General features: G+C 66.8%; 14 protein-coding genes and 1 other RNA gene. 13 read left to right on the top strand and 2 right to left on the bottom strand.

Annotated elements, in window-relative coordinates; genetic code table 11:
- The first annotated feature begins 430 nt into the window (after window positions 1–430).
- The 6 genes from ACCQ01_RS18940 to ACCQ01_RS18915 are packed head-to-tail and all read left to right on the top strand — an operon-like array spanning window position 431 to window position 9446.
- On the top strand, window positions 431–2449 hold the full coding sequence (locus tag ACCQ01_RS18940) for a methanol/ethanol family PQQ-dependent dehydrogenase (protein ID WP_012437345.1): 2019 nt from the start codon (window positions 431–433) through the stop codon (window positions 2447–2449).
- The gene (locus ACCQ01_RS18935; protein WP_323370306.1) at window positions 2446–4200 is read left to right on the top strand and encodes a quinoprotein dehydrogenase-associated putative ABC transporter substrate-binding protein; all 1755 of its coding nucleotides are present in this window, start codon (window positions 2446–2448) and stop codon (window positions 4198–4200) included. Before ACCQ01_RS18940 ends, ACCQ01_RS18935 begins: the two co-directional genes overlap by 4 nt.
- Before the next feature lie 25 nt (window positions 4201–4225).
- Entirely contained in the window at window positions 4226–4867 is a 642-nt protein-coding gene (locus tag ACCQ01_RS18930; RefSeq protein WP_042597427.1) for a c-type cytochrome, read from the top strand.
- On the top strand, window positions 4864–5910 hold the full coding sequence (locus tag ACCQ01_RS18925) for a beta-propeller fold lactonase family protein (RefSeq protein ID WP_115529803.1): 1047 nt from the start codon (window positions 4864–4866) through the stop codon (window positions 5908–5910). Before ACCQ01_RS18930 ends, ACCQ01_RS18925 begins: the two co-directional genes overlap by 4 nt.
- A 34-nt stretch (window positions 5911–5944) precedes the next feature.
- On the top strand, window positions 5945–7051 hold the full coding sequence (locus ACCQ01_RS18920) for an S-(hydroxymethyl)glutathione dehydrogenase/class III alcohol dehydrogenase (protein WP_228431354.1): 1107 nt from the start codon (window positions 5945–5947) through the stop codon (window positions 7049–7051).
- A gap of 10 nt (window positions 7052–7061) precedes the next feature.
- Window positions 7062–9446 (top strand): TonB-dependent receptor, encoded by a 2385-nt coding sequence (locus ACCQ01_RS18915; RefSeq protein WP_228431352.1) that lies wholly within the window; start codon window positions 7062–7064, stop codon window positions 9444–9446.
- 559 nt (window positions 9447–10005) lie between these two features.
- Here ACCQ01_RS18915 and ACCQ01_RS18910 read toward each other — a convergent pair.
- Together ACCQ01_RS18910 and ACCQ01_RS18905 are read right to left on the bottom strand one after the other, a co-directional pair.
- Window positions 10006–11979, bottom strand: coding sequence for a sigma-54-dependent Fis family transcriptional regulator (locus ACCQ01_RS18910; protein WP_016945071.1), 1974 nt, complete (start codon window positions 11977–11979; stop codon window positions 10006–10008).
- 626 nt (window positions 11980–12605) lie between these two features.
- A complete protein-coding gene (locus tag ACCQ01_RS18905) occupies window positions 12606–13538 on the bottom strand; it encodes a carbohydrate kinase family protein (RefSeq protein ID WP_103700268.1) in 933 nt (310 codons plus the stop codon).
- A gap of 276 nt (window positions 13539–13814) precedes the next feature.
- Between ACCQ01_RS18905 and ACCQ01_RS18900 the strand changes: the two genes are divergently transcribed.
- The 7 genes from ACCQ01_RS18900 (at window position 13815) to ACCQ01_RS18870 (ending at window position 21992) form a co-directional block, all read left to right on the top strand.
- A complete protein-coding gene (locus ACCQ01_RS18900; RefSeq protein ID WP_003482734.1) occupies window positions 13815–14861 on the top strand; it encodes a rod shape-determining protein in 1047 nt (348 codons plus the stop codon).
- Between the two features lie 157 nt (window positions 14862–15018).
- Window positions 15019–15094: non-coding RNA, sX9 sRNA (locus ACCQ01_RS18895), on the top strand.
- Between the two features lie 80 nt (window positions 15095–15174).
- A complete protein-coding gene (gene mreC / locus ACCQ01_RS18890; RefSeq protein WP_228431350.1) occupies window positions 15175–16524 on the top strand; it encodes a rod shape-determining protein MreC in 1350 nt (449 codons plus the stop codon).
- Complete coding sequence (gene mreD, locus ACCQ01_RS18885; protein ID WP_012437354.1) at window positions 16521–17006, top strand: rod shape-determining protein MreD; 486 nt, start codon at window positions 16521–16523, stop codon at window positions 17004–17006. The genes mreC and mreD overlap by 4 nt, the downstream gene beginning before the upstream one ends.
- Before the next feature lie 3 nt (window positions 17007–17009).
- Complete coding sequence (gene mrdA, locus ACCQ01_RS18880) at window positions 17010–19070, top strand: penicillin-binding protein 2 (RefSeq protein WP_115541047.1); 2061 nt, start codon at window positions 17010–17012, stop codon at window positions 19068–19070.
- On the top strand, window positions 19067–20185 hold the full coding sequence (gene rodA, locus ACCQ01_RS18875; RefSeq protein WP_042597087.1) for a rod shape-determining protein RodA: 1119 nt from the start codon (window positions 19067–19069) through the stop codon (window positions 20183–20185). The genes mrdA and rodA overlap by 4 nt, the downstream gene beginning before the upstream one ends.
- A 406-nt stretch (window positions 20186–20591) precedes the next feature.
- Window positions 20592–21992: a glycoside hydrolase family 28 protein gene (locus ACCQ01_RS18870; RefSeq protein ID WP_228431348.1), complete on the top strand. Its 1401-nt coding sequence runs from the start codon at window positions 20592–20594 to the stop codon at window positions 21990–21992.
- The last annotated feature ends 59 nt before the right edge of the window (window positions 21993–22051 follow it).

The raw sequence follows: 22051 nt of genomic DNA, 5'->3' as shown, positions 1-22051 counted from the left end.
GGGCGATTGGCTGCTGACATCGGCGACGCGCCTGGAAGTGATCCCGCGCCCTGATGGCAGGCCCACACCGTGGAGTGCTTCCAATCCTGCTGCGGGCGAGCTCAGTGATCGCAGGAGATGGCGGAAATGGCCGGCACCACGCCCCGCCATAACGGCCATCAGCAAGCCTCCTATACCGAACTGCTCCATCCGTGTCACAGCACGCGCGGCGCAAACTGTGCCATATCCGTGACACTTCCCATGGACCAGCCCGCGTCACCAACGTGAAAGCCGCGTCAGCGCGACGTGGTGCAGCGCACCAGTGCACTGGCATGGGCTTTGCTCTATCTCCCTCGACGTTTCCGACGTCTGCGATGCGATCGGCCGCTGTCACGCCGGCGCCTCGGGATGCTTCAACCAACGGGTTGTTCAATCGAGAGGGGTAGACGCAATGCACCAATCTTCCTGTCGCAGCGCGCGTGGCGGCGTGTTGCTCATGCTTGCACTGAGCGCTGTGCTGGCCGGCTGCAAGAAAGACACGCCGGCCGAACCTGCCGCTCCTGCGCAAACGGCGGCACCTGCCGCAGCGGCGCCGGCGGCCGCAGTGGTCGATACCGATGGCGAATTCACCACCAACGCCAGCAACCCGGATAACTGGGGTGGCGTCGGTCGCGACTTCGCGTTGACCCGCCACAGCCCGTTGGCGGAGATCAATCGCGACAACGTCAAGAACCTCAAGATGTCGTGGGAAATGAAGACCGACGCCACACGCGGCCACGAAGGCCAGCCGCTGGTGATCGGCAGCATCATGTACATGGTCAGCGCGTATCCGAACAACGTGTACGCGATCGACCTGGCATCGCAGGACGATGGCGGCAAGGTGTTGTGGAAATACACTCCGCAGCAGGACGAACGCTCGGTGGCAGTGGCCTGCTGCGACACGGTCAACCGCGGCGCGTCGTATGCCGATGGCAAGCTGGTGTTCGGCAGCCTGAGTGGCGATGTGATCGCGCTCGATGCCAAGACCGGCAAGGAAGTGTGGAAGCAGAAACTCGGCCACCCCGACAAGGGTGAAACCATCACCATGGCGCCGATCATTGCCGACGGCAAAGTGATCGCCGGCATCAGCGGCAACGAGTTCGGCGTGCTCGGGCGCGTAGCCGCCTACAACCTGGCCGATGGTAAGCAGGCGTGGTCCTGCGATGCGGCCGGCACCGACAAATCCATCTGCCTGGGCGCTGACTTCAACAAGGCCAACCCGCAACATGGGCAGCTCGGCGATCTGGGCGTGAAGACCTTTCCCAACGACGAATGGAAGCGCGGCGGCGGTGCGGCCTGGGGCTGGTATAGCTACGACCCGAAGCTGAAGTTGCTCTACTACGGCACCGGCAACCCGGGGCTGTGGAGCCCGTCGTACCGCTGCGGCAAGACCTCGCACGAGGAATGCAACAACGGCGAGCATGACAACAAGTGGTCGATGACCTTGTTCGCCCGCAAGATCGACACCGGCGAAGCAGTGTGGGGCTACCAGAAAACCCCGTTCGACCAGTGGGATTACGACGGTATCAACGAGCCGATCCTGGTCGACCTGACCATCGATGGCAAGGAAGTTCCGTCGGTGGTACAGTTCGATCGCAACGGCTTTGCCTACGTGCTCGATCGCCGCGATGGCACGCTGCTGCGCGCGCACAAGTTCGTGCCGGCCAACTGGGCCGAACGCATCGACATGAAGACCGGCCGCCCGGTGAAGGTGGCTGCGCATTCGCCACTGGAACGCGGCAAGAAAGTGCAGGCGTTCCCGTCGGCAATGGGCGGCAAGGACCAGCAGCCGTGCTCGGTGGATCCGGCCAATTCGGCGGTGTTCTTCTGCGGCACCAACAACTGGCACATGGAGCTTGAGCCGCAGGAACGCGGCAACACCATGATGGGCCTGCCGTATGTGTTCGCCAACGTGATGATGAAGCCCAACGAGCCCGGCGCACTGGGCATCGTCAAGGCGTTCGACGTGGTGGAAGGCAAGTCCAAGTGGGAGATCAAGGAGAAGTTCCCGGTGTGGAGCGGCACCCTGGTCACCGATGGCGGGCTGGTGTTCTACGGCACGCTGGATGGCTGGTTCCGCGCAGTGGACAAGGACACCGGCAAGAAGCTGTGGGAGATGAAGTTGCCCTCCGGCATCATCGGCAACCCGATCGCCTACAAGGCCAATGGCCACCAGTACGTGGCGGTGTTCTCCGGCATCGGCGGCTGGATTGGTTTGCCGGTGGCGGCAGGTCTGGATCCCGCTGATCCGTACGGCGCGCTGGGTGCTGCCGGGCTGGCGTTTGGCGCCGGCTTCGACAAGATCCCGCTTGGCGGCATGGTGCATACCTTCCGCATTGATGGTGCAGGCAAGACCGTGACCGCCAGTGCGACCGCCACGGCGGCCGCAGGTGGCGGCACCGCCAACGCAGCAGCGAAGACCGCACGATGATGCATCTGCAAGGCGTTCGGCACGCACACCGGCAGGTCACTGCCGGCGTGCGTGGCCTCACCCGGCACCTGTGCATGGTGCTGGTGGGGTGCAGCCTCGGACTCGTCGCCGCAGGTTGCACACGCGAGCCGTCCTCACCGACGGCTCGCGCTTCTCATTCCAATGCTGCGCCGGCCACGCCCACTGCGTCGCCGGCGCCAGCGTCCACGCCGCCGCCCGCGGCCGATCCGTCGGTGCTGCGCGTATGCGCGGACCCGGGCAACATGCCGCTGTCCAACAAGGCTGGCGAAGGCTTCCAGAACAAGATTGCGCAGGTCGTGGCCGAGGCCATGGGCCGCCGGCTGGAATACGAATGGCGCACCTATTACCAGCGCGGTCTGGCACGCAGCACCATCAATGCCGGCCGCTGCGACGTGTTGATGGACCTCAACAGCGATTTCGAAATGGGCCTGACCACACGGCCGCTGTATCGCTCGCCCTATGTGCTGGTCACGCGCAAGGGCCTGGACCTGGTGCCCATCTCGCTCGACGACCCGGCCCTGAAAAAACTGCGGCTGGGCGTGTTCCAGAGTTCGCCCGCCCGTCAGGCCTTGTACGAACATGGCGTGTCGGGCGAGGTGCAATACCTGTTCTACGACTCGGCCACCGCGCCGGAAGAACATCCCGGCAAGCTGGTCGAGCGTGTTGCCGCCGGTGAGTTGGATGCGGCCGAATCCTGGGGCCCGGTGGCCGGTTACTACGCCGCACGCAACAACCTTGGCGTGGTGCCGCTCAACACCATCGACGATGCGGTGCTGGAGTATTCGATGGCCTGGGCCGTGGCGCGCAAGAACGCGGCACTGCGCGATGCGCTGAACACGGCCCTGCAGCAGAGCGCCGGCAAGATCGATGAAATTCTGCGCAGCTATCACGTGCCGCTGGTGCGGTGTGCGGACTGCATTGTGGCCGGCGATCTGGCATCGCATGGGCCGTATGTCACACCCGCGTCCGCACCGAAAAGCACCAATGCCGCGACGTCCTCGCAGGAGCTGGCCCAACTGCAGCTGCGCATCGCCGATGGCGCAGGCCCGAACCAGGAACTGGCCCACGCGCTGGATGCCGGCGATGCGCTGCGTGCAGCGTGGTTGCTACGCCATGGCGCCGATGCCAACCAGCCCAACCTGCTGGGCGAGCCACCGTTGCACCAGGCCATCCGCAATCAGGAACCGGACCTGGTTGGCCTGCTGATCGACGCCGGCGCACGCCTGGACGCGCGTGATGGCAACGGCTGGACCGCCTTGATGAAGGCCGCCTGGGGCAACGACGCGGGCAGCGTGCAGCGGCTGCTCGCCCGCCGCGCGCCACTGGACACGGTGTCCAGCGATGGCTGGAACGCGCTGGAACTGGCGGTGTCGTACGCCGACGTCGCAGTGGTGGAGGCGTTGCTGAAAGCCGGCGCCAAGGCGCGTGGCGCCAACCGCACCGGGTTTACGCCGGTGATGTTTGCAGTTCCGCGCGAGGACCCGGCCATTCTGGATGCATTGCTGAAGCACGGCGCCGATGCACGTGGCGCCAACCAGGCCGGCGTCACCGCCTTGATGCTGGCGGCTGCCTCCGGCCGCGAAGCGACCGCCAAGCGCTTGCTGGCCGCCGGTGCCGACCCGGCCGCGCGCAATCGCGACGGTAAGACCGCTGCGACCTTGGCGCAGGAGCGCGGCGATGCGGCATTGGCCGCGCTGCTGGCACCTGGCAAGCGCAGCACCACCCAATAAGTGCGTCATCCACCGCGTGCAAGGGGTGCGCGGTGTTCCCTCCGATTGTCAGAAAGGTTCGTTCATGCGCAAGGTTACTGCCCGTCGTTTCGATCGTTCCCTGCGCGCACCGCTGTGCGCGTTGTTGGTCAGTGTGCTGCTGGCCGCCTGCGGCAAGGACGCACCGCCAGCACCTGCCGCCGACGCACCGCCTGCGGCCGGCACATCCGCACCGGCTGCCGATGCCGCAGCGCCCGCACCGGGCACGCCGGCCGCTGCACCAGCCGCCGGGCCTGCGCCGGATCCGGCTACGCCGCCCGCGCCGCCTGCCGCAGTGGTGCCGATCCCGAAGGGGCCCGAGGTCAAGGTCACGCCCGAGCTCATCGCCGAAGGCAAGAAGATCTATTTCTCCGCCGGCTGCAACGCCTGCCATGGCGGCACCGGCGGCGGTGGCATGTGCCCGCCGCTGACCAACGACATCTGGGTGTACGGCAGCGATGACGACACCTTGCGTGCACTGATCAGCGAGGGCACCGCGGCGATGATCACCCACGGCAAGACCCGCATCGGCCATGAAAAGGTGGTGGGGCAGATGCCGCCGTTCGCACCGGTGCTCAAGCCGGGTGATACCGAAAAACTGCTGGCCTTCATCCACTCCATCAACAAGACCGCGGGCAAGGCGCAATGACGGCAGCGGCCGCGCGGCAACGTTGGAGAATCACCGCAGGCGTATTGTGCGCGCTGCTGGCGTTGGCAGGTTGCCAACGTGACAGCGCAGCGCCCGCTGCCACGCCTGCCGCTGCCGCCAGCACCAGCGCGCCGCCCAAGACGACTGCGCCGGTGCTGGCCTTCGTGCCCAACCAGCGCAGCGGCACGGTGTCGGTGATCGACACCGCCAGCGATACGGTGGTGCGCACGCTCAGTGCGCAGGGCGCGCTCGGCAAACGGCTGCAGCAGGTATTGCCTGGCCCGCAAGGGCAGCTGTATCTGATCGATGCCGAGCATCACCGCCTGATCGAGTTGGACACCACGCAGGACCGCGTGCTGCGCAGCGTGGAGATCGGCGAGAACGCCGAGGGCATCGCGCTGTCGCCGGACGGCACGCAATTCGCCATCTGCGTGGAAGGCCAGAACCAGGTGATGCTGATCGATGTCGGCCAGTTCAAGGTGCAGCAGGTGATCGCCACGCGCGGCCAGGCACCGGAGCACTGCGCCTACACACCGGACGGGAAGTGGGTGCTCACCAGCAATGAGGGCTCCAACGACATGGACATGATCGACCTCGCCACGCACAGTTCGCGCGGCGTGGTTGCCACCAGTGGCCATCCGCGTGGCATGGCCTTCGCGCCCGATGGCCATAGCGTGTACATCGCGCAGGAAACCGCCAACGTGGTGGATGTGATCGACCTGCAGACACGCACGCGCCGGGCCAGTATTCCGGCCGGCGTGCGCACCGCCGGGGTGACCTTGTCGGCAGACGGCACGCGCCTGTATGCCTCCAATGGCGGCGCTGGCAGCGTGAGTGTGCTCGACACCCGCACCGGGGCCGGCATTGCCGAAATCGCGGTCGGCCTGCGCCCGTGGAATCCGGCGCTGACCCCGGCCGGTGACAAGCTGTACGTGGCCAACGGGCGCTCCAACTCGGTGAGCGTGATCGACACCGCCACGTTGCGTGAGATCAAACAGATCCCTGTCGGCGAATTGCCGTGGGGCGTGGTGATCGCGCGCTGAGCGGCAGCATGCCGATGCGCGCCCGGGAGGCTGGATGAAGACACGCGCCGCGGTGGCCTGGGGCCCGCACCAGCCGTTGAGCATCGAAGAAGTGGACCTGCAGCCGCCACGTCCGGGCGAGGTGCTGGTGCGCCTGGTGGCCACCGGCATCTGCCACGGCGATGCGCATGCGTTGGCGCATGCCCCGGCCAGTAGTTTTCCGGCGATCCTGGGCCAGGAAGGCAGCGGGGTTGTCGAGGAAGTGGGTATCGGCGTGACCAGCGTGCGCGTGGGCGACCACGTGATTCCGCTGTACATGCCCGAATGCGGCGTCTGCAAGTTCTGCCGCTCCGGCCGCACCAATCTGTGCCAGGCGATTCGCAGCAGCCAGGAGCGTGGGCTGATGCCCGATGGCAGCAGCCGCTTCTCGCTGGATGGCCGGCCGATCCTGCATCACATGGGCACCAGCACGTTTTCCGAATACACGGTGCTGCCGGAAATCGCGGTGGCGCGGATCCATCCGGATGCGCCGCTGGATCAGGTCTGCCTGCTCGGCTGCACGGTCACCACCGGCGTGGGCGCGGTGCTCAACAGCATCCACGTGCGCCCTGGCGATTGCGTGGCGGTATTCGGCCTGGGCGGCATCGGTTTGTCGGTGATCCAGGGCGCAGTGCTGGCGCAGGCCGGGCGCATCATCGTGGTGGACATCGACCCAAGCAAATTCGCCTTGGCACGCGCGCTGGGCGCCACCGACTGCCTGGACCCACGCGACTACGGCGCGCCGATCCAGCAAGTGATCGTTGACCTTACCGACGGCGGCGCGGACCACAGTTTCGAATGCATTGGGGATGTCGGTGCAATGCGCGCGGCGCTGGAGTGCTGCCACAAGGGCTGGGGCGAGAGCGTCATCCTCGGCGTCGCCGATGGTGCGCAGGAAATCAGCACGCGGCCGTTTCAGCTGGTCACCGGGCGGGTGTGGCGCGGCAGCGCCTTTGGCGGGGTCAAGGGCCGCAGCGAACTGCCCGGTTATGTGGAACGGTATCTGCGCGGCGATCTGCAGCTTGCACCGCTGATCACGCGCACGCTGGCATTGGACGACATCAATCAGGCGCTGGCGGATCTGCGTGCGGCGCGCGGCATCAAATCGATCGTGCTTTATTGAGGAGACCAGCATGGCGGCAGGCAAGCGCAGGGCAGCGGGAGTGCAGCGGAAGACGTTGGCAGGTGCATGCGCGATGGCGCTGCTGGCGGGGCCGGCGATGGGCATCGCGGCCGAGGCGCCGCAGGTGACCTGGCTGGATCGCATCGAAGTGACCGCCACACCGATCCCCGGCACCACCATCGATGCCGCGCAGCTGCCCTACATGGTGCAATCGGCCAACCGCGCCGAGCTCTCGCGCGGGCGCAGCAACAACCTGGGCGATCTGCTGCAGCGGCGTTTCGTCGGCGTGGATGGCAATGACGTGCAGGGCAGTGCGTTCCAGAACGATCTCACCTTCCACGGCTTCCGCGCGTCCGCGTTGCCGGGTGCCTCGCAGGGCGTGTCGGTGTATCTGGATGGCGTGCGCTTCAATGAACCCTTCGCGGACATCGTCAGCTGGGACATGCTGCCTGAAGCGGCGATCAATGCGGTCACGCTGATGCCCGGTTCCAATCCGTTGTTCGGCCCCAACACGCTTGGCGGTGCGGTGGTGCTCACCACCGCCTCGGGGCTGACCGCGCCCGGCGCACAAGGGGAGCTCAGCATCGGCAGCGGCGCGCGCAAGCGTCTGGATGCCAGCTACGGCATTGCCGGCAACGACGGCTGGCATGGATTTGTTGCGGTCACCGGCTTCGATGAAAACGGCTGGCGCGATGCGTCCGAAGGCCGGCTGGGAACGGTGTTCAGCAAGGTCGGCAAGCAGGGCGAGCAGACCGACTGGAGCCTGTCGGTGCTGCATGGGCGCAGCCGCCTGATCGGCAACGGCTTGCTGCCGGACACAAGCTACACCGACGACGGCAGCAGGCCGGGCCTGTACCGTGCCGATCGCCGCGCGGTCTACACCTCGCCCGACCTCACCCGCAACCGCAATACCTTGTTCACCGCACAGCTGGATCACCGCTTCGATGCGGACACCGCGCTGCATGCATTGGCCTACTCGCGGGTGGGCCGGCGTGACACCGTCAATGGCGACATCGGCGAAGACTACGAGGAGTTCGTCGAAGAGTGCGCCTCCGGCTATGCCGCAGATGGCACTGCGCTGGATGCCGATTGCGACGTCGCGCGCGCCGATGCCGATACCTTGCCCACCGGCGCGCTCAACACCACCCAGATGCGCCAGGAAGCGCAGGGCGTGGCGGTGAATGTGAGCAAGCAATGGGGCGCCCATGCGCTCAGTACCGGCGCCACCTTCGATCGCGGCCATGTGCGTTACCAGCAATTCGCCCGCGAGGGCTGGGTGCAGCCAGACCGCTCGGTCGCCGCCGATCCGGATGCCGAACGCGCGTTCTTCTCCGGCGTGCGCGGCAGCACCAAGACGCTGGGCGTGTTCGTCGCCGACACCTGGGCGCTGGATGCGGCCACCCATCTCACCGCCGCGGTGCGCTGGAATCACGTCACCGTGGACAACATTCTTTCCACCGCCGAGGACGGCGACCGCCCGCGCGAGCGCTTTGTGTATGCCAAGGCCAATCCATCGCTGGGCCTCACCCATCGCGTGCATGAGGGGCTCACCGTGTATGGCTCGGTCGCGCAAAACAGCCGCGCACCCACCGCCATCGAGCTGGGTTGCGCGGACCCCACGCAACCGTGCCGGCTGCCGACCGGGCTGCAGGCCGACCCGCGGCTGGAGCAGATCATCTCGCGCACCTACGAGCTGGGTGCGCGCTGGGCGCCTTCGCAAGGCAGCAATGTCACCTTGTCGGTGTACCGTGCCGACAACCGCGACGACATCCTGTTTCTGCGCGCACCAGACACCCAACTGGGTTATTTCGACAACGTGGGGCGCACCCGCTACCAGGGCGCCGATGCGGCAATGCGGTTTCAGGCGGGCGCCTGGCAGTGGTCGGCGGGCTACAGCTATCTGGATGCGACCTACCGCAGCGACGGTGAGCTGCTCTCCGGCGAACGCGTGATCACCTTGCGCCCGGGGCTGCGCATTGCCGCACTGCCGCGGCATAACCTCAAGCTCGGGGTCGAATGGCAGGGCGATGCGCTGACGCTTGGTGCGGGGTTACGCGCGGTGTCCGGGCGCGTGGCCAGCGGCAACGAAGACGGCCAGGTCGATAACGCCGAAAACGGCGAGCCCGCACCCGAACGTATCGACATCGGCACCGCCGGTTATGCCTTGGTGGATCTGCAGGCGCGCTGGCAACTCAGCGAACGGCTCTCGCTGTTCGCGCGGATCGACAATGTGTTTGACCGCCATTACGCCACGTATGCCACAGTGGCTGAAGACGTGTTCCCCGATGGCGAACTGGCGCGCCCGCAGGACGCGCCAGTAGAAACCGGGCCGGCCCGGTTTCTCGCACCCGGTGTGCCGCGGCAGTATCTGATCGGGGTGCGTTGGGCGTTGTGAGTTTGGGGCGGGGATTCGGGATTGGAGATTAGAGATTCATCAGGCGTCAGCACCAGCCGCGCCCGGCGGTCTCTGGAGGGCCGCGCGTCGCGCTGGTCGGGGGTGCGGGTGCCTTCGCCGCTCGCGGGACACGCCGTGAACCCGTCCCTGGGGGCTCGGTGGCGGCATCCATGCCGCCACACGGTCCCGCAAGCGGCGAGGACACCGCACCAGAGGGTTGATCGGTAGCTTCTTAAAACCCTGCACACCGACCATCTCGACTGGTCCTTGCCCGCTCACTGTCGCGGGACCTTACGCGGCATGGATGCCGCGTAAGAGCTTACAAGGACGTACTTGCAGCGTGTCCCGCGATGGTGGGCGGGCAAGGGCCCTGCAGCCAAGCCCAGATCATCCGCTCCGCAATCGCGACATGCGCGTGTGACACACGCCGCACACGGCAACAGCAGCACCCGTCTGATGGCGAAGAAATAATTGTGTTAATCACTCTAAATATCCGCGCAAAGCCACCGACTTGGCTTTGATGAATCCCCAATCACCAATCCCCAACCCCGCCCCTCAATCACCCCGTATCCAGCCCATGCTTGCGCAGCTTGCGATACAGCGTATTGCGGCTGATGCCCAGCGCGTCGGCGGTGCGGCTGACATTCCAGCGGTGGCGTTCGAGTTGCTGCTGCAGGACCAGGCGCTCGGCTTGGTCCAGCGCCACGCGCCCGGGCATGTCGTCGGCGGCCACGGCGCGGCCATCGACCAGGCACGGCGCACTGCCGGCATCGACAATTTCCTGCGGCAGGTTGGGCAGGCGGATCACCGCATCGCTGCACAGCACCGCGGCGGTGCGCAGCACGTTGCGCAGCTGGCGTAGATTGCCGGGCCACGCGTAGCTGAGCAGTTTGTGCATGGCCTCTTCGCTGATGCGCACACCGCGCTCGTTGTTCTCTTCGCGCAGCAGGGTGCGGATCAACTCGGCCTTGTCGCTGCGCTCGCGCAAGGGCGGCAGATGCAGCACCACGCCGTTGAGCCGGTAGTACAGGTCTTCGCGGAACTCGCCCGCGGAGACGCGCTGGGCCAGGTCACGGTGGCTGGCGCTGATCACGTGCAATTCCAGCGGCACCGCGCGCTCGCTGCCGAGTGGGGTGACGCATTGCTCTTCCAGCACACGCAGCAGGCGGCTTTGCAACGGCAGCGGCATGTCGCCGATTTCATCCAGAAACAAGGTGCCGCCGCTGGCCTGCAGCAACTTGCCGTGGCGGCCTTCGCGCGCGGCATCGGTAAACGCGCCACGCGCATAGCCGAACAATTCGCTTTCGATCAGCGCCTCGGGAATGGCCGCGCAGTTGATCGCCACAAACGCGCCGCTTGCCCAGGGCGAACCGCGATGCACGGCCTTGGCGAACTCCTCCTTGCCGGTGCCGGTGTCGCCGCGCAGCAGGATGGAGACGCGGTGCGCCGCCAGCTTCAGCGCATTGGCCAGGTTGTGGCGCATGCGCGGGTCCGAGCCGACATGCTCGCCAGGATTCAATTCGGTCTCCGGGGCCGGCTGTGCCGGCCCGCCCACCGCCGGTAGCGCCGGGCGCGCACGCGGCGGCCGCACCAGCGCATAGAAGCGGCGGCCGTGGCAGGCGCAACGGATCGACCACAAGGTGCCGGCATCGCTGCCGGCGCGGTGCTCGATGGTGTCGAAGTCCAGCTGCATCACCTGCGAGATGTCGCGGCCCACCAGTTGGCTGCGGTCCAGCTTGCCCAGCTGCTCCAGCACCGCCTCGTTCACGGCCAGCACGCGGCCATCGGCACCGATGGCGATCAGTGCTTCATGCAGCAGGCCGGCGAACTCCGGGCGGCTGTGGAAGCGCAGGATGAACGCGTGACCGAACTGGTTGAGAAAGTGCGAGCGCGAGATCTGCGCCGCCGACATGCTCACCAGCGCCACGGTATGCCGCTGGATCTGCTTGCCGTCCTGGGCGTTGGGGGTGGAGGCATCCAGCACCGCCAGCAGCCCGCCATGCGCGTCCAGGATCGGCGCGCTGCAGCACGACAGCGGCAGGTGCCGGGTCAGGTAATGCTCGCCGCGGTGCACGCTCACCGCGGTGCGCTCGGCCGCGCAGGTGCCCAGCCCGTTGGTGCCTTGATGGCGCTCGGCCCAGCTGGCGCCGGCAAACAGGCCCACCTGGCGGAATTCGCGCAGCAGGGTAGGGTCGTGCACGCTGTGCAGCACGGTGGCGTCGGCGTCGGCAAAGATCACCGCATAGCCACTGCCGGCAATCTGCTCGTAGAGGTTTTCCATCTCCACCCGGGCGATCCGTAGTACATCGCCCAGCCGTTGCTGGCGCTCACGCACATGCAGGGCGTCATGCACCATCGGGTCCGGCAGCGCCTCCGGCAACAAGGCGTAGTCCTCCAGGCAGCGACGCCAGGAGCGCGACAGCGGCGCCGCCAACGGCGCGATATCGCGCAGCCGGCGGATCTGCTGGAGCAGTTCCGGCTCGATCTCCGGCAGGACGATGGAGGTGCTGGCCACAACGCTCGGCTCGGACATGGGCCAGCGTTCCTCGAAGGGCGCGAGGCGCCAGTAGAGACACAAACCGGGCCCATGCTCAAACCGCATCGCAGCAAAGCGCGACGGCGGTGACGCAATGCCTGCTGCGGTATGGCGGGCCGGACCACGCCGACGCCGTGTGATGACGCGTGCAGCGGCGGTTTGCGCAGATAGGACGACCACGGCAGGCGGTTATCACTCGGCGAAGTCGGCACGCTGCTATTGCTGAGTTCGCTGCAATGCACTGCAAGCTTGCGCGGGTTTTACACAGGACGACGGCGTTTTAGCCGAACTGCTATTTCACGGACTTGGACACCCGGCGCGCATGACTTGATGCCGGCGCTGTGCCATTGCCACCGCCGCGGTAGCAGACCGGCAGCCGCAGGCAGCGGCTCGCCGCCGCGCTGAGCTTTTACACAACTGTCCAGATCGCTTCGGGTGGGAAGAAGGGGACGAGGCGAGCGGGGGGAGATGCACACCCGCTCCATCGCCACGGCCGAACTCACCACATCGCCATGACCAAACGCGTCTGGCCGTTACATCGGTGCATGAGCTACCAGTGCGCCTGGCAGCAACCATCACACGCACCGCCGGCGCCGCCGCTGCCGTGCTTGCCGCAGCCGTGCTTACAGCGCGTAACCGAACTGCTGCTTGAACTGGTCGTTGAACTCGGCGAAGTCGAAGCGCTGGTTCTGCGTGCCCGGGTGCTCCACCTTCAGCGCGCCCATCAGGTTGCCCATGCGGCCGATGGTCAGCCAGTCGTAGTTGTGCTGGATGCCGTAGATCAGCCCGGCGCGGAAGGCGTCGCCGCAGCCGGTGGGGTCGACCACGCGGCGCTCGTGCGCCGGCGGAATGTCGTAGGTCTTTTCGGGCGTGTGCACCAGCGCGCCCTTCGGGCCCTGCGTGGTGATGTAGGCCTGCACGCGCGACACGATGTCCTGCTCGTTCCAGCCGGTGCGTTCCTGCAGCAGGTTGGACTCGTAATCGTTGACCACCACGTAGTCGGCCTGCTCGATGAACTCGCGCAGTTCCGGGCCGTTGAACAACGGCATGGCCTGGCCGGGATCGAAGATGAAGGGGATGCCGGCGGCAGCGAACTCTTCCGCGTTCTGGATCATGCCTTCGCGCCCGTCCGGGCCCACCAGGCCCAGAGTCACGCCCGGCACGTCGCGCACGTGGTTCTCGTAGCTGCGCATCATCGCGCCCGGATGGAAGGCGGTGATCTGGTTGTTGTCGTGGTCGGTGGTGATGAACGCCTGCGGGGTGAACAGGTCATCGATGATCTTCACGCGCGACAGGTCGATGCCCAGCGTCTCGAAATGTTCGCGGTAGGGGCCGAAATCCTGGCCCACCGTGCCCATCGGGATCGGCGCGCCGCCCAGCAGATGCAGGTTGTAGGCGATGTTGCCGGCGCAACCGCCGAACTCGCGGCGCATGCGCGGCACCAGGAACGACACATTCAGGATGTGCACCTTGTCCGGCAGGATGTGGTTCTTGAACTGGTCCGGGAACACCATGATGGTGTCGTAGGCGAGGGAACCACAGATCAGTGCGGACATCGAGTCAGGCCTTTGCGTAGGGAAATAGCCGCCAATTGCCGGGCATGGCAGCGGGACGGCGCGGGCGCCGCGGCGCAAAGGTTAACGGCTGCGGCCGGCCAGGGCCAGACGCGCTTGCCATGTTCAGGGTGACCGCCGCATGAAAATGCGCGCGTGACGGCGCATTTTTCCTTGCTCGCACCTAGGCGGATTGCTAGGCTAGTTGACTTCGTTTTCTGCCCATTTTTGCGCCAATCGGCCGCCGGGCACGCGACTCCTTCAGGAACGACTCCCTCGATGTTCAAGAAACTCCGCGGCATGTTCTCCAACGACCTGTCCATCGACCTGGGCACGGCCAATACGCTGATCTACGTGCGCGGACAAGGCATCGTACTGAACGAACCCTCGGTGGTGGCGGTGCGTCAGGACCGTGCCATCGGCGGAACGCGTTCGGTGGCTGCCGTCGGTGCGGAGGCCAAGCAGATGCTCGGCCGCACCCCCGGCCACATCACTACGATCCGCCCGATGAAGGACGGCGTCATCGCCGACTTCACCTACACCGAGGCAATGCTGAAGCACTTCATCAAGAAGGTGCACAAGTCGCGCTTCCTGCGCCCCAGCCCGCGCGTGCTGGTGTGCGTGCCGGCCGGTTCCACCCAGGTGGAGCGCCGCGCGATCAAGGAATCGGCAGAAGAGGCCGGTGCGCGCGATGTCTACCTGATCGAGGAACCGATGGCCGCGGCGATCGGTGCCGGCATGCCGGTGACCGAAGCGCGTGGCTCGATGGTCATCGACATCGGCGGCGGCACCACAGAAGTGGCGGTGATCTCGCTCAACGGCATCGTGTACTCGCAGTCGGTACGTGTGGGCGGCGACCGCTTCGACGAGTCGATCACCAACTACGTGCGCCGCAACCACGGCATGCTGATCGGCGAAGCCACCGCCGAGCGCATCAAGCTGCAGATCGGTTGCGCCTACCCGCAGGACGAGGTGCAGGAGATGGAAATCTCCGGCCGCAACCTCGCCGAGGGCGTGCCGAAGATGATCAAGATCAACTCCAACGAAGTGCTCGAAGCGCTGCACGAGCCGTTGTCGGGCATCGTGTCGGCGGTGAAGCTGGCGCTGGAGCAGACCCCGCCGGAACTGTGCGCCGACGTCGCCGAGCGCGGCATCGTGCTCACCGGTGGCGGTGCGCTGCTGCGCGACCTGGACCGCCTGATCTCCGAAGAAACCGGCCTGCACGTGCAGGTAGCCGACGACCCGCTCACCTGCGTGGCCCGCGGCGGTGGCCGCGCGCTGGAGCTGGTGGACATGCATGGCAACGAGTTCTTCGCGCCGGAGTGATGGGGACGGGAATCGGGAATCGGGAGTGGGGAATCGTCAAACCATTCCCTGCCTGCGGCCCTGCGTGGTTGCGATGCGCTCCCGCCGATGTGAGGTGTAGAGCAGCGATCAACGCCGCTGCGCTGCCAGGCAGGCGCGACCACTGCTCGAAACCCTCATGGAGCCCCCCTGCGCTTTGGCTCCTCTGCGCTGTCCGCACCCGCCTGACGATTGCTTGCTACGGTCTGTTAGTCGCGCTTAGCCTCAGCCGCACCGAGGGCAGCGCAGCGCTCTCCGATTTCCTATTCCCAATTCCCCAATCCCGGCCCTTAAAGTGCCCTCCTACGCCGGTCCTCCTGTCGCCTCCCGTCCGGGCGAAGTCACCTCCACGCTGCGGCTGCTGGTCTATCTGGTGCTGGCGGTCGTGCTGATTGCGCTCGACAGCCGCGGTGGCTGGCTGAGCCAGCTGCGCCTGCAGGCCAACCTGCTGATCCAGCCGGTGTGGGCGGTGGCGGGGCTGCCGGGCCGGATCGGCTCGCAGGTGCGCGACAACGCCGCGACCCACGCCCAACTGGTGGAAGAGACCCGCGCGCTGCGCAACCAGTTGCTGGTGGCCAATGCGCGCCTCACCCGCCTGCAGACTGCTGCGCTGGACAACGCGCAGCTGCGGGAACTGCTCAACGTGGCCGAGCGCCGCGGCCTGGACGTACAGCTGGCGCCCATCCTGGATATCGACCTGGACCCCACCCGGCAACGGCTGCTTCTGGATGCCGGCAGCCGCGACGGCGTGCTGATGGGCCAGGCGGTGATCGACGCCGGCGGGCTGATGGGGCAGGTGATCGAAGTGACGCCGCTGCATTCCACCGTGCTGCTGCTCACCGACCCGGACCATGCGGTGCCGGTCAGCGTGGCGCGCAACGGCGTGCGCCTGATCGTCTACGGCCGCGGCGACCGCCTCGAACTGCGCGACATCCCGCTCAGCGCCGGCGTGCAGGTGGGCGATGAGATCGTCACCTCCGGCCTGGGCGGGCGGTTCCCGGCCGGCTTCCCGGTCGGCAAGGTGTCCGAGCTGCATCCGGACGACACCCACGCCTTCCTGGTCGGCGAACTCACCCCCGCCGCCAAGCTCGACCGCGGCCGCGATGTGCTGTTGCTGCGTGCCGGCAAGCCGCTGCGGGTTCCGGTGGAGGCCGGGAATGGGGAATCGGGAATTGGGAATGGCAACGGCAACGGCAGTGCCGCGCCAGCCACCACTGCGCCAGCGAACATGCCGGTGACTGCAACCCCGCGCACGCCGGCGGGCGGCGCTTCCAATGCGGCGACCGATCCGGCAGGCCCGACGGCGGGCGCGGCATCGGGTGCCACAACCGCCACCGCCACCAATACCGGCGCCGCGCCGCGCGCCCAGTCCGCGCCGACACCAGCCACGCCTGGCGCCCAGCCGGCCAGCGCGCCGACGCCCAGCCGCCCGACAAGTCTGCCTGCCCGTCCTCCTGCATCGAACGAACCCAGCATTCAGAATCCCGATTCCCGCCCGGCGTCACCGCAGGGCTCACGAGCGTCAGGGAATGCAGCATCGGGAACGGGCAACCGCAGCGCCTCACCGCCGCAGAGCACTGCTCCTACCGATTCCCGACTCCCGACTCCCGATTCCCGTCCGGCTCCGCAGGAGACGGACCAATGAGCCGCATGCGCAACAGCTGGATCCTGCCGGTCAGCATCGTGATCGCGCTGGTGCTGGGGCTGCTGCCGCTGCCGGCGGTGGTGCAGCCGCTGCGCCCGTACTGGCTGGCGCTGGTGCTGGCCTATTGGGTGATCGAAGAGCCGGACCGGGTCGGGCTTGGCGCGGCGTTCGTGGCCGGTGTGCTGGCCGACCTGCTGTACGGCGGGCTGCTTGGCGAACAGGCGCTGCGGCTGGTGATCATGACCTTCATCCTGCAGCGCTTCCGCGCGCGGATGCGTTTTTTCCCGATCTCGCAGCAGGCGCTGGCGATCGGCGGGCTGTTGCTCAACGACCGCATCGTCTCCTCGGCGGTGCACCTGGCGGTGGGCGAGCCTACGCTGCCGTGGAGCTACTGGTGGGCGCCGCTGCTCGGCATGGCGCTGTGGCCGCCAGTGTTCGTGTTGCTGGATGCGGTGCGGCTGGGCAAGCGGAGCAAGAAGTAACCCATGCACGGGCGTCGCCACCCCAAGAATCCGCATGCGGAGGCCGAACAGTTCCGCCGCCGCGCGGTGCTGGGCTTTGTGATGGTGGTGCTGTGCCTGGTCGGGCTGGGCGGCTGGTACTTCAAGCTGCAGGTGCTCGACCACGAGGTCTATGCCACCCGGTCGGAGGCCAACCGCATCAAGCCGCGTCCGGTGGTCCCCGGGCGCGGCATGATCTACGACCGCAACGGCCGGCTGCTGGCCGAGAACGTGCCGGCGTTCCGCCTGGACGTGACCCCGGACAAGGTCGAGGACATGGAGACCATGCTGGCCGCGCTCGGCAAGGTGATCCCGATCGCGCCCGAGGACCTGGAGCGCTTCAACCGCGAGCGCAAGGCCCGCCGCAGCTTCTTGCCGGTCACCCTGAAGCTGCGCATGAGCGATGAGGAGATGGCGCGCTTCGCGGTGGAGCGCTGGCGCTTCCCCGGCGTGGAGCTGGAGCCGTACCTGACCCGGCGCTACCCGTACGGGCCGCTGTTTGCGCACATCATCGGCTACGTCGGGCGTATCGACGAAAAAGACCTGGCGGTGCTGGGCGAGGGCAATGCCGCGCTCACCCACATGGGCAAGTCCGGGCTGGAGCGCTATTACGAACAGGACCTGCGCGGCCAGGTGGGCTACGAGCAAGTGGAAACCAACGTGCAGGGCCGGGCGATCCGCACGGTGGGCCGGGTGGCGCCGCAATCTGGCGCAGACCTGCGCCTGTCGGTCGATGCCGACCTGCAGCGCGCGATGGTGGCCGCGTTCGGCGAACACGAAGGTGCGGCGATCGCGATGGACCCGCGCACCGGCGAGATCCTGGGCATGGTCAGCCTGCCCAGCTACGACCCCAACCTGTTCGTCAACGGCATCTCGCATACCGACTTCAAGGCACTCAACGACAACCCCTCGCGGCCGCAGTTCAACCGGCTGGTGCTCGGTGGTGTGGCACCGGGCTCCACGCTCAAGCCGTTGATCGCTCTGGCCGGTCTGGATAGCGGGCTGCGCCGCCCCGAAGACCGCGTGCTCTCCACCGGCATGTTCTATCTGCCGGGCGTCAGCCGGGGCTGGGGTGATTCACACCGTGGCGGGCATGGCTGGACCGATCTGCGCAAGTCGATCGCCCAGTCGGTCAATACCTATTACTACCGCCTGGCGGTGGACATGGGCATCGACCGCTTCGACCACTACATGGGCGAATACGGCTTCGGCCAGCCCACCGGGGTGGACCTGCTGGGCGAAATCGGCGGCATCCTGCCGTCGCCCGCCTACAAGTACAAGACCCGCAAGGAGCGCTGGTACCCGGGCGATACGGTCAACATCGCCATCGGCCAGGGCGACTGGAAAGTGACGCCGCTGCAGCTGGTGCGCGGGGTCTCGGCCATTGCCGGCGGCCTGTTGCTGCGCCCGCACCTGGTGCTGGAAGAACGCACCGGGTTCGACCACCCCTGGCAGCCGATGATCCAGCCGCCGGGCAAGCCGATCAGCGCCAATGCCGCCCATCTGCAGGTGGTGCGCGAGGGCATGATGGACACCATGCGCCCGGGCGGCACCGGCTATGCGATCACCCCCGGCGCGCCGTACCAGATGGCCGGCAAGACCGGCACCGCGCAGGTGGTCAGCCGCCGCGGCGTGGCCGCCGTGGACCCGCGCAGCCTGCCCTTGCATCTGCGCCACCGCGGCCTGTTCGTGGGCTTCGCCCCTGCCGACAACCCGGTCATCGCCGTCGCGGTGGCGGTGGAAGGTGGCGGTTTCGGCACCAGTTCGGCCGCGCCGATCGCGCGCAAGATCTTCGATGCCTGGCTGCTCGGCAAGTTGCCCGAAGGCCTGGAGCCGCTGGATAGCGAGCTGGGCATGACCGCGGTCGGCGTGAACCAGTTCGAGGCCGGCGCCACCGATGCGCGCCAGCAAGGCGATACCGCCGCTGCGGCGCTGGACGAATTGCCGGTGGTGATCGGCCAGGTGGCCGTGGCCCTGGATCCCAACCGCCCCGCGCAACCGGTGATTCCGGACGTGCCGGACACTGTCTCGGAGACCGACCGGTGAGCGACATCCTGCGCTGGCTGGTGGACCTGGCCGCACGCTTCGCCCGCAGCCTGGACTGGGTGCTGTGCCTGGCGCTGGCCGCGCTGATGGTGATCGGCCTGTCGGTGCTCAAGAGCGCCGGCGGCACCGCCAACGGCGATCATCTGGTGATGGCGCAGGGCGTGCGCTTTGCCATCGGCGCGGCGGCAATGTGGGGCATCTCGCGCATGTCGGTGCTGCGCCTGCGCGCCTGGACGCCGTGGGTGTATGGCTTGTCGATGCTGCCGCTGCTGGCGGTGTTCGCGCTGGGTACCGGTAAATACGGCCGCCAGTGGCTGGATCTCAAGCTATTCTACCTGCAGCCGGCCGAGCTGCTCAAGATCAGCCTGCCGATGATGGCGGCCTGGTATCTGCATCGCATGCCATTGCCGCCGCGCATTTCCACCGTGCTGGTCACCTGCGTGATCATCGGCGTGCCTACCGCCTTGATCATGTTGCAGCCGGACTTCGGCACCGGCGTGCTGATCGCCGCCAGCGGCGTGTTCGTGCTGCTGCTGGCCGGCCTGCCGTGGTGGTGGGTGGCGGTGGGCGTCGGCGGCGTCTCGGCCGCGGCGCCGGTGGCCTGGTTCTGGCTGCTGCGGCCGTACCAGAAGGACCGCATCATGATGTTCCTCAACCCGGAAAACGATGCGCTCGGCGCCGGCTGGAACATCATCCAGTCCAAGATCGCGATTGGGTCTGGTGGGTTGGACGGCAAGGGCTGGGGCCTGGGCTCGCAGTCGCACCTGAACTTCATCCCCGAACAGACCACCGACTTTGCGTTCTCGGTGCTCAGCGAGGAATTCGGCTGGATCGGCGTGGCCACGGTGCTGACGCTCTACCTGGTAGTGATCGGCCGCTGCCTGTGGATCGCCTCGCAGGCACGCGACACCTATTCGCGCCTGATCGCCGGCGCCACCGGCCTAGCGTTCTTCGTCTACGTGCTGGTCAACGGCGGCATGATCTCCGGCCTGCTGCCGGTGGTCGGTGTGCCGATGCCGCTGATGAGCTACGGCGGCACCTCGGCCGTCTCGCTGCTAGCAGGGCTGGGCCTGGTGATGGCGGTGAAATCGCACCGACCGGTGCACGGGTACTGAGGCTGTGGGTTACGCGCAGCAGCGCGTGCCATGTGTATGAGTGCGGCGTGCAGGTCACGCATGGCTCATGCGCACGTGGTGACCCGCCTAATGCACAGCGCGGCCTCATGCGGTCCAACATCCTGCGGTTGAGCAATGCTTGCAGTGCGCTGTGCAGCAACGCCGTGTTGCATGCGACACGGTGATGTCGCGCAGTTGACAGCATGCGGACCGTGCACATGTTTGCGCCTTGCATCGCAACCAGACACATCGGCGCAGTGCCGCTTCGTTCGGGCGGCAGCCGGTTCGCGCGCTGTCATCGCCCCCGGTCGACGCGCCGTAGAGTGCACCATTCACCGTATTGGTTCCCTGGGTGCTGCGTCGCACTCGAACGGCATGCGTCTCTTCTTCTTCGGGTGACTACGTCATGAAACTGCTTGCTGCCGCCATCGGCGGTCTTTGTCTTTCGCTTGCCTCACAGGCGAGCGCCATCACCCAGGCAACCGGTGATAGCCGTGCGGTCTCCGAGCCTGGTATTCCGGCGACCTGCCAGGCGGTAAAGGCCGAGCACACGGCTAGCACGCGCCAGTTCGCGGCGGCATTGGAAAGTGCGCCGCCCGATACCAAAAATATCCAGGCCGCACTGACCGCGTGTGCGGGGAAGAACGGCAGCGTGCTGCTGACGGCGGGCGCGGGCAACGCCTTCCTGACCGGGCCGCTGTCGATTCCTACTGGCGTGACGTTGGTGGTCGATCAGGGCGTCACCGTGTACGGCTCGCGTAACCCCGCCGATTACGGCAGTGGCTGCGGCACGGCCGGTTCCAAGAGTGGCGGATGCCTGCCGTTGATCAGCGTCAAGGGCGCCAGGTCCGGTGTGATGGGTGTGCGCATCGGTGGGCGCCAGGGCACCATCGATGGCCGTGGTGATCTGACTATGCTCGGCAAGAGCACCACGTGGTGGGAGTTCGGCGAGAACGCCAAGAAGGCCAACCAGGTGCAGAACAGCCCGGACCTGATCAAGGTGCAGAATTCCAGCGCGTTTACGCTCTACAACGTCAATCTGATCAATGCGGCGTACTTCCATTTCTTCGCGCATATCGTCGATGGCCTGACCATCTGGGGCACGCGGGTGAAGTCGCCGGCGACCAGCCCCAACACCGATGGTCTGGACCTGGATAGCGTGGTCAACGCCACCGTATTCGATAACGATGTGATGGGCGGTGACGATTGCGTGGCGATCAAGACCATCGCCTCCAAGTCCGGCAACATCACCTTGCGCAACAATCGTTGCTACGGCACGCACGGCATCTCGATTGGCAGCGAGGTGATGTCCGGCGTCAGCAATGTGTTGGTCGATTCCACTGCCATCACCGCCAGCGACGATGCCGGCAACCGCAGCACCGACAACAACGGTCTGCGCATCAAGACCAGCATTACCAAGGGTGGCCCGGTCAGTCTGATTACCTATCGCAATACCTGCCTGTACGGCGTCACCAGCCCACTGGTGATCAACCCGTTCTATTCCAGCGGCGGCAGCGGCACCGCGCCCACCTTCAGCCAGATCGTTGTCGATGGCTTGCGGACCACCGGCGATGCGGGCCTCAAGGGCAAGGGCTGGATCCTGGAAGGCTATAACGCGCAGACACCGCTGGACCTGGTGCTTGCCAATGTCGCGACAGGCAACAAGGCCGTCACCGCCAGCAATGCGCGGATCGGGCTGAGCAACAGCGAGCTCGTGCCGACCGGCACCAATGTCACCACCAGCGCCGTGCAGCTTGCCGGCAGCATCCCGACCTGCTCAAGCGCACCGCACTTTCCTGCGTTGTAATCGGACAAGCCGCGGCCGGGTCACGGGGATTGTGCAACCGGCCGGCGGCACGCCGCCCT

The organism is Xanthomonas sp. NCPPB 4037, from assembly GCF_041475695.2.
Classification (GTDB): domain Bacteria; phylum Pseudomonadota; class Gammaproteobacteria; order Xanthomonadales; family Xanthomonadaceae; genus Xanthomonas; species Xanthomonas campestris.
Note: the sequence above shows the minus strand (reverse complement) of the source record. Positions and strands in the feature narration are given on the sequence as shown.

Excerpts from the sequence above, each read along its gene's own strand:
- ACCQ01_RS18940 (WP_012437345.1), top strand. The coding sequence starts at position 431 with ATGCACCAATCTTCCTGTCGCAGCGCGCGTGGCGGCGTGTTGCTCATG.
- mreD (WP_012437354.1), top strand. The coding sequence starts at position 16,521 with ATGAGCCGCATGCGCAACAGCTGGATCCTGCCGGTCAGCATCGTGATC.
- ACCQ01_RS18920 (WP_228431354.1), top strand. The coding sequence starts at position 5,945 with ATGAAGACACGCGCCGCGGTGGCCTGGGGCCCGCACCAGCCGTTGAGC.
- ACCQ01_RS18935 (WP_323370306.1), top strand. The coding sequence starts at position 2,446 with ATGATGCATCTGCAAGGCGTTCGGCACGCACACCGGCAGGTCACTGCC.
- ACCQ01_RS18900 (WP_003482734.1), top strand. The coding sequence starts at position 13,815 with ATGTTCAAGAAACTCCGCGGCATGTTCTCCAACGACCTGTCCATCGAC.
- ACCQ01_RS18910 (WP_016945071.1), bottom strand. The coding sequence starts at position 11,979 with ATGTCCGAGCCGAGCGTTGTGGCCAGCACCTCCATCGTCCTGCCGGAG.
- mrdA (WP_115541047.1), top strand. The coding sequence starts at position 17,010 with ATGCACGGGCGTCGCCACCCCAAGAATCCGCATGCGGAGGCCGAACAG.
- ACCQ01_RS18915 (WP_228431352.1), top strand. The coding sequence starts at position 7,062 with ATGGCGGCAGGCAAGCGCAGGGCAGCGGGAGTGCAGCGGAAGACGTTG.
- ACCQ01_RS18870 (WP_228431348.1), top strand. The coding sequence starts at position 20,592 with ATGAAACTGCTTGCTGCCGCCATCGGCGGTCTTTGTCTTTCGCTTGCC.
- ACCQ01_RS18925 (WP_115529803.1), top strand. The coding sequence starts at position 4,864 with ATGACGGCAGCGGCCGCGCGGCAACGTTGGAGAATCACCGCAGGCGTA.
- ACCQ01_RS18905 (WP_103700268.1), bottom strand. The coding sequence starts at position 13,538 with ATGTCCGCACTGATCTGTGGTTCCCTCGCCTACGACACCATCATGGTG.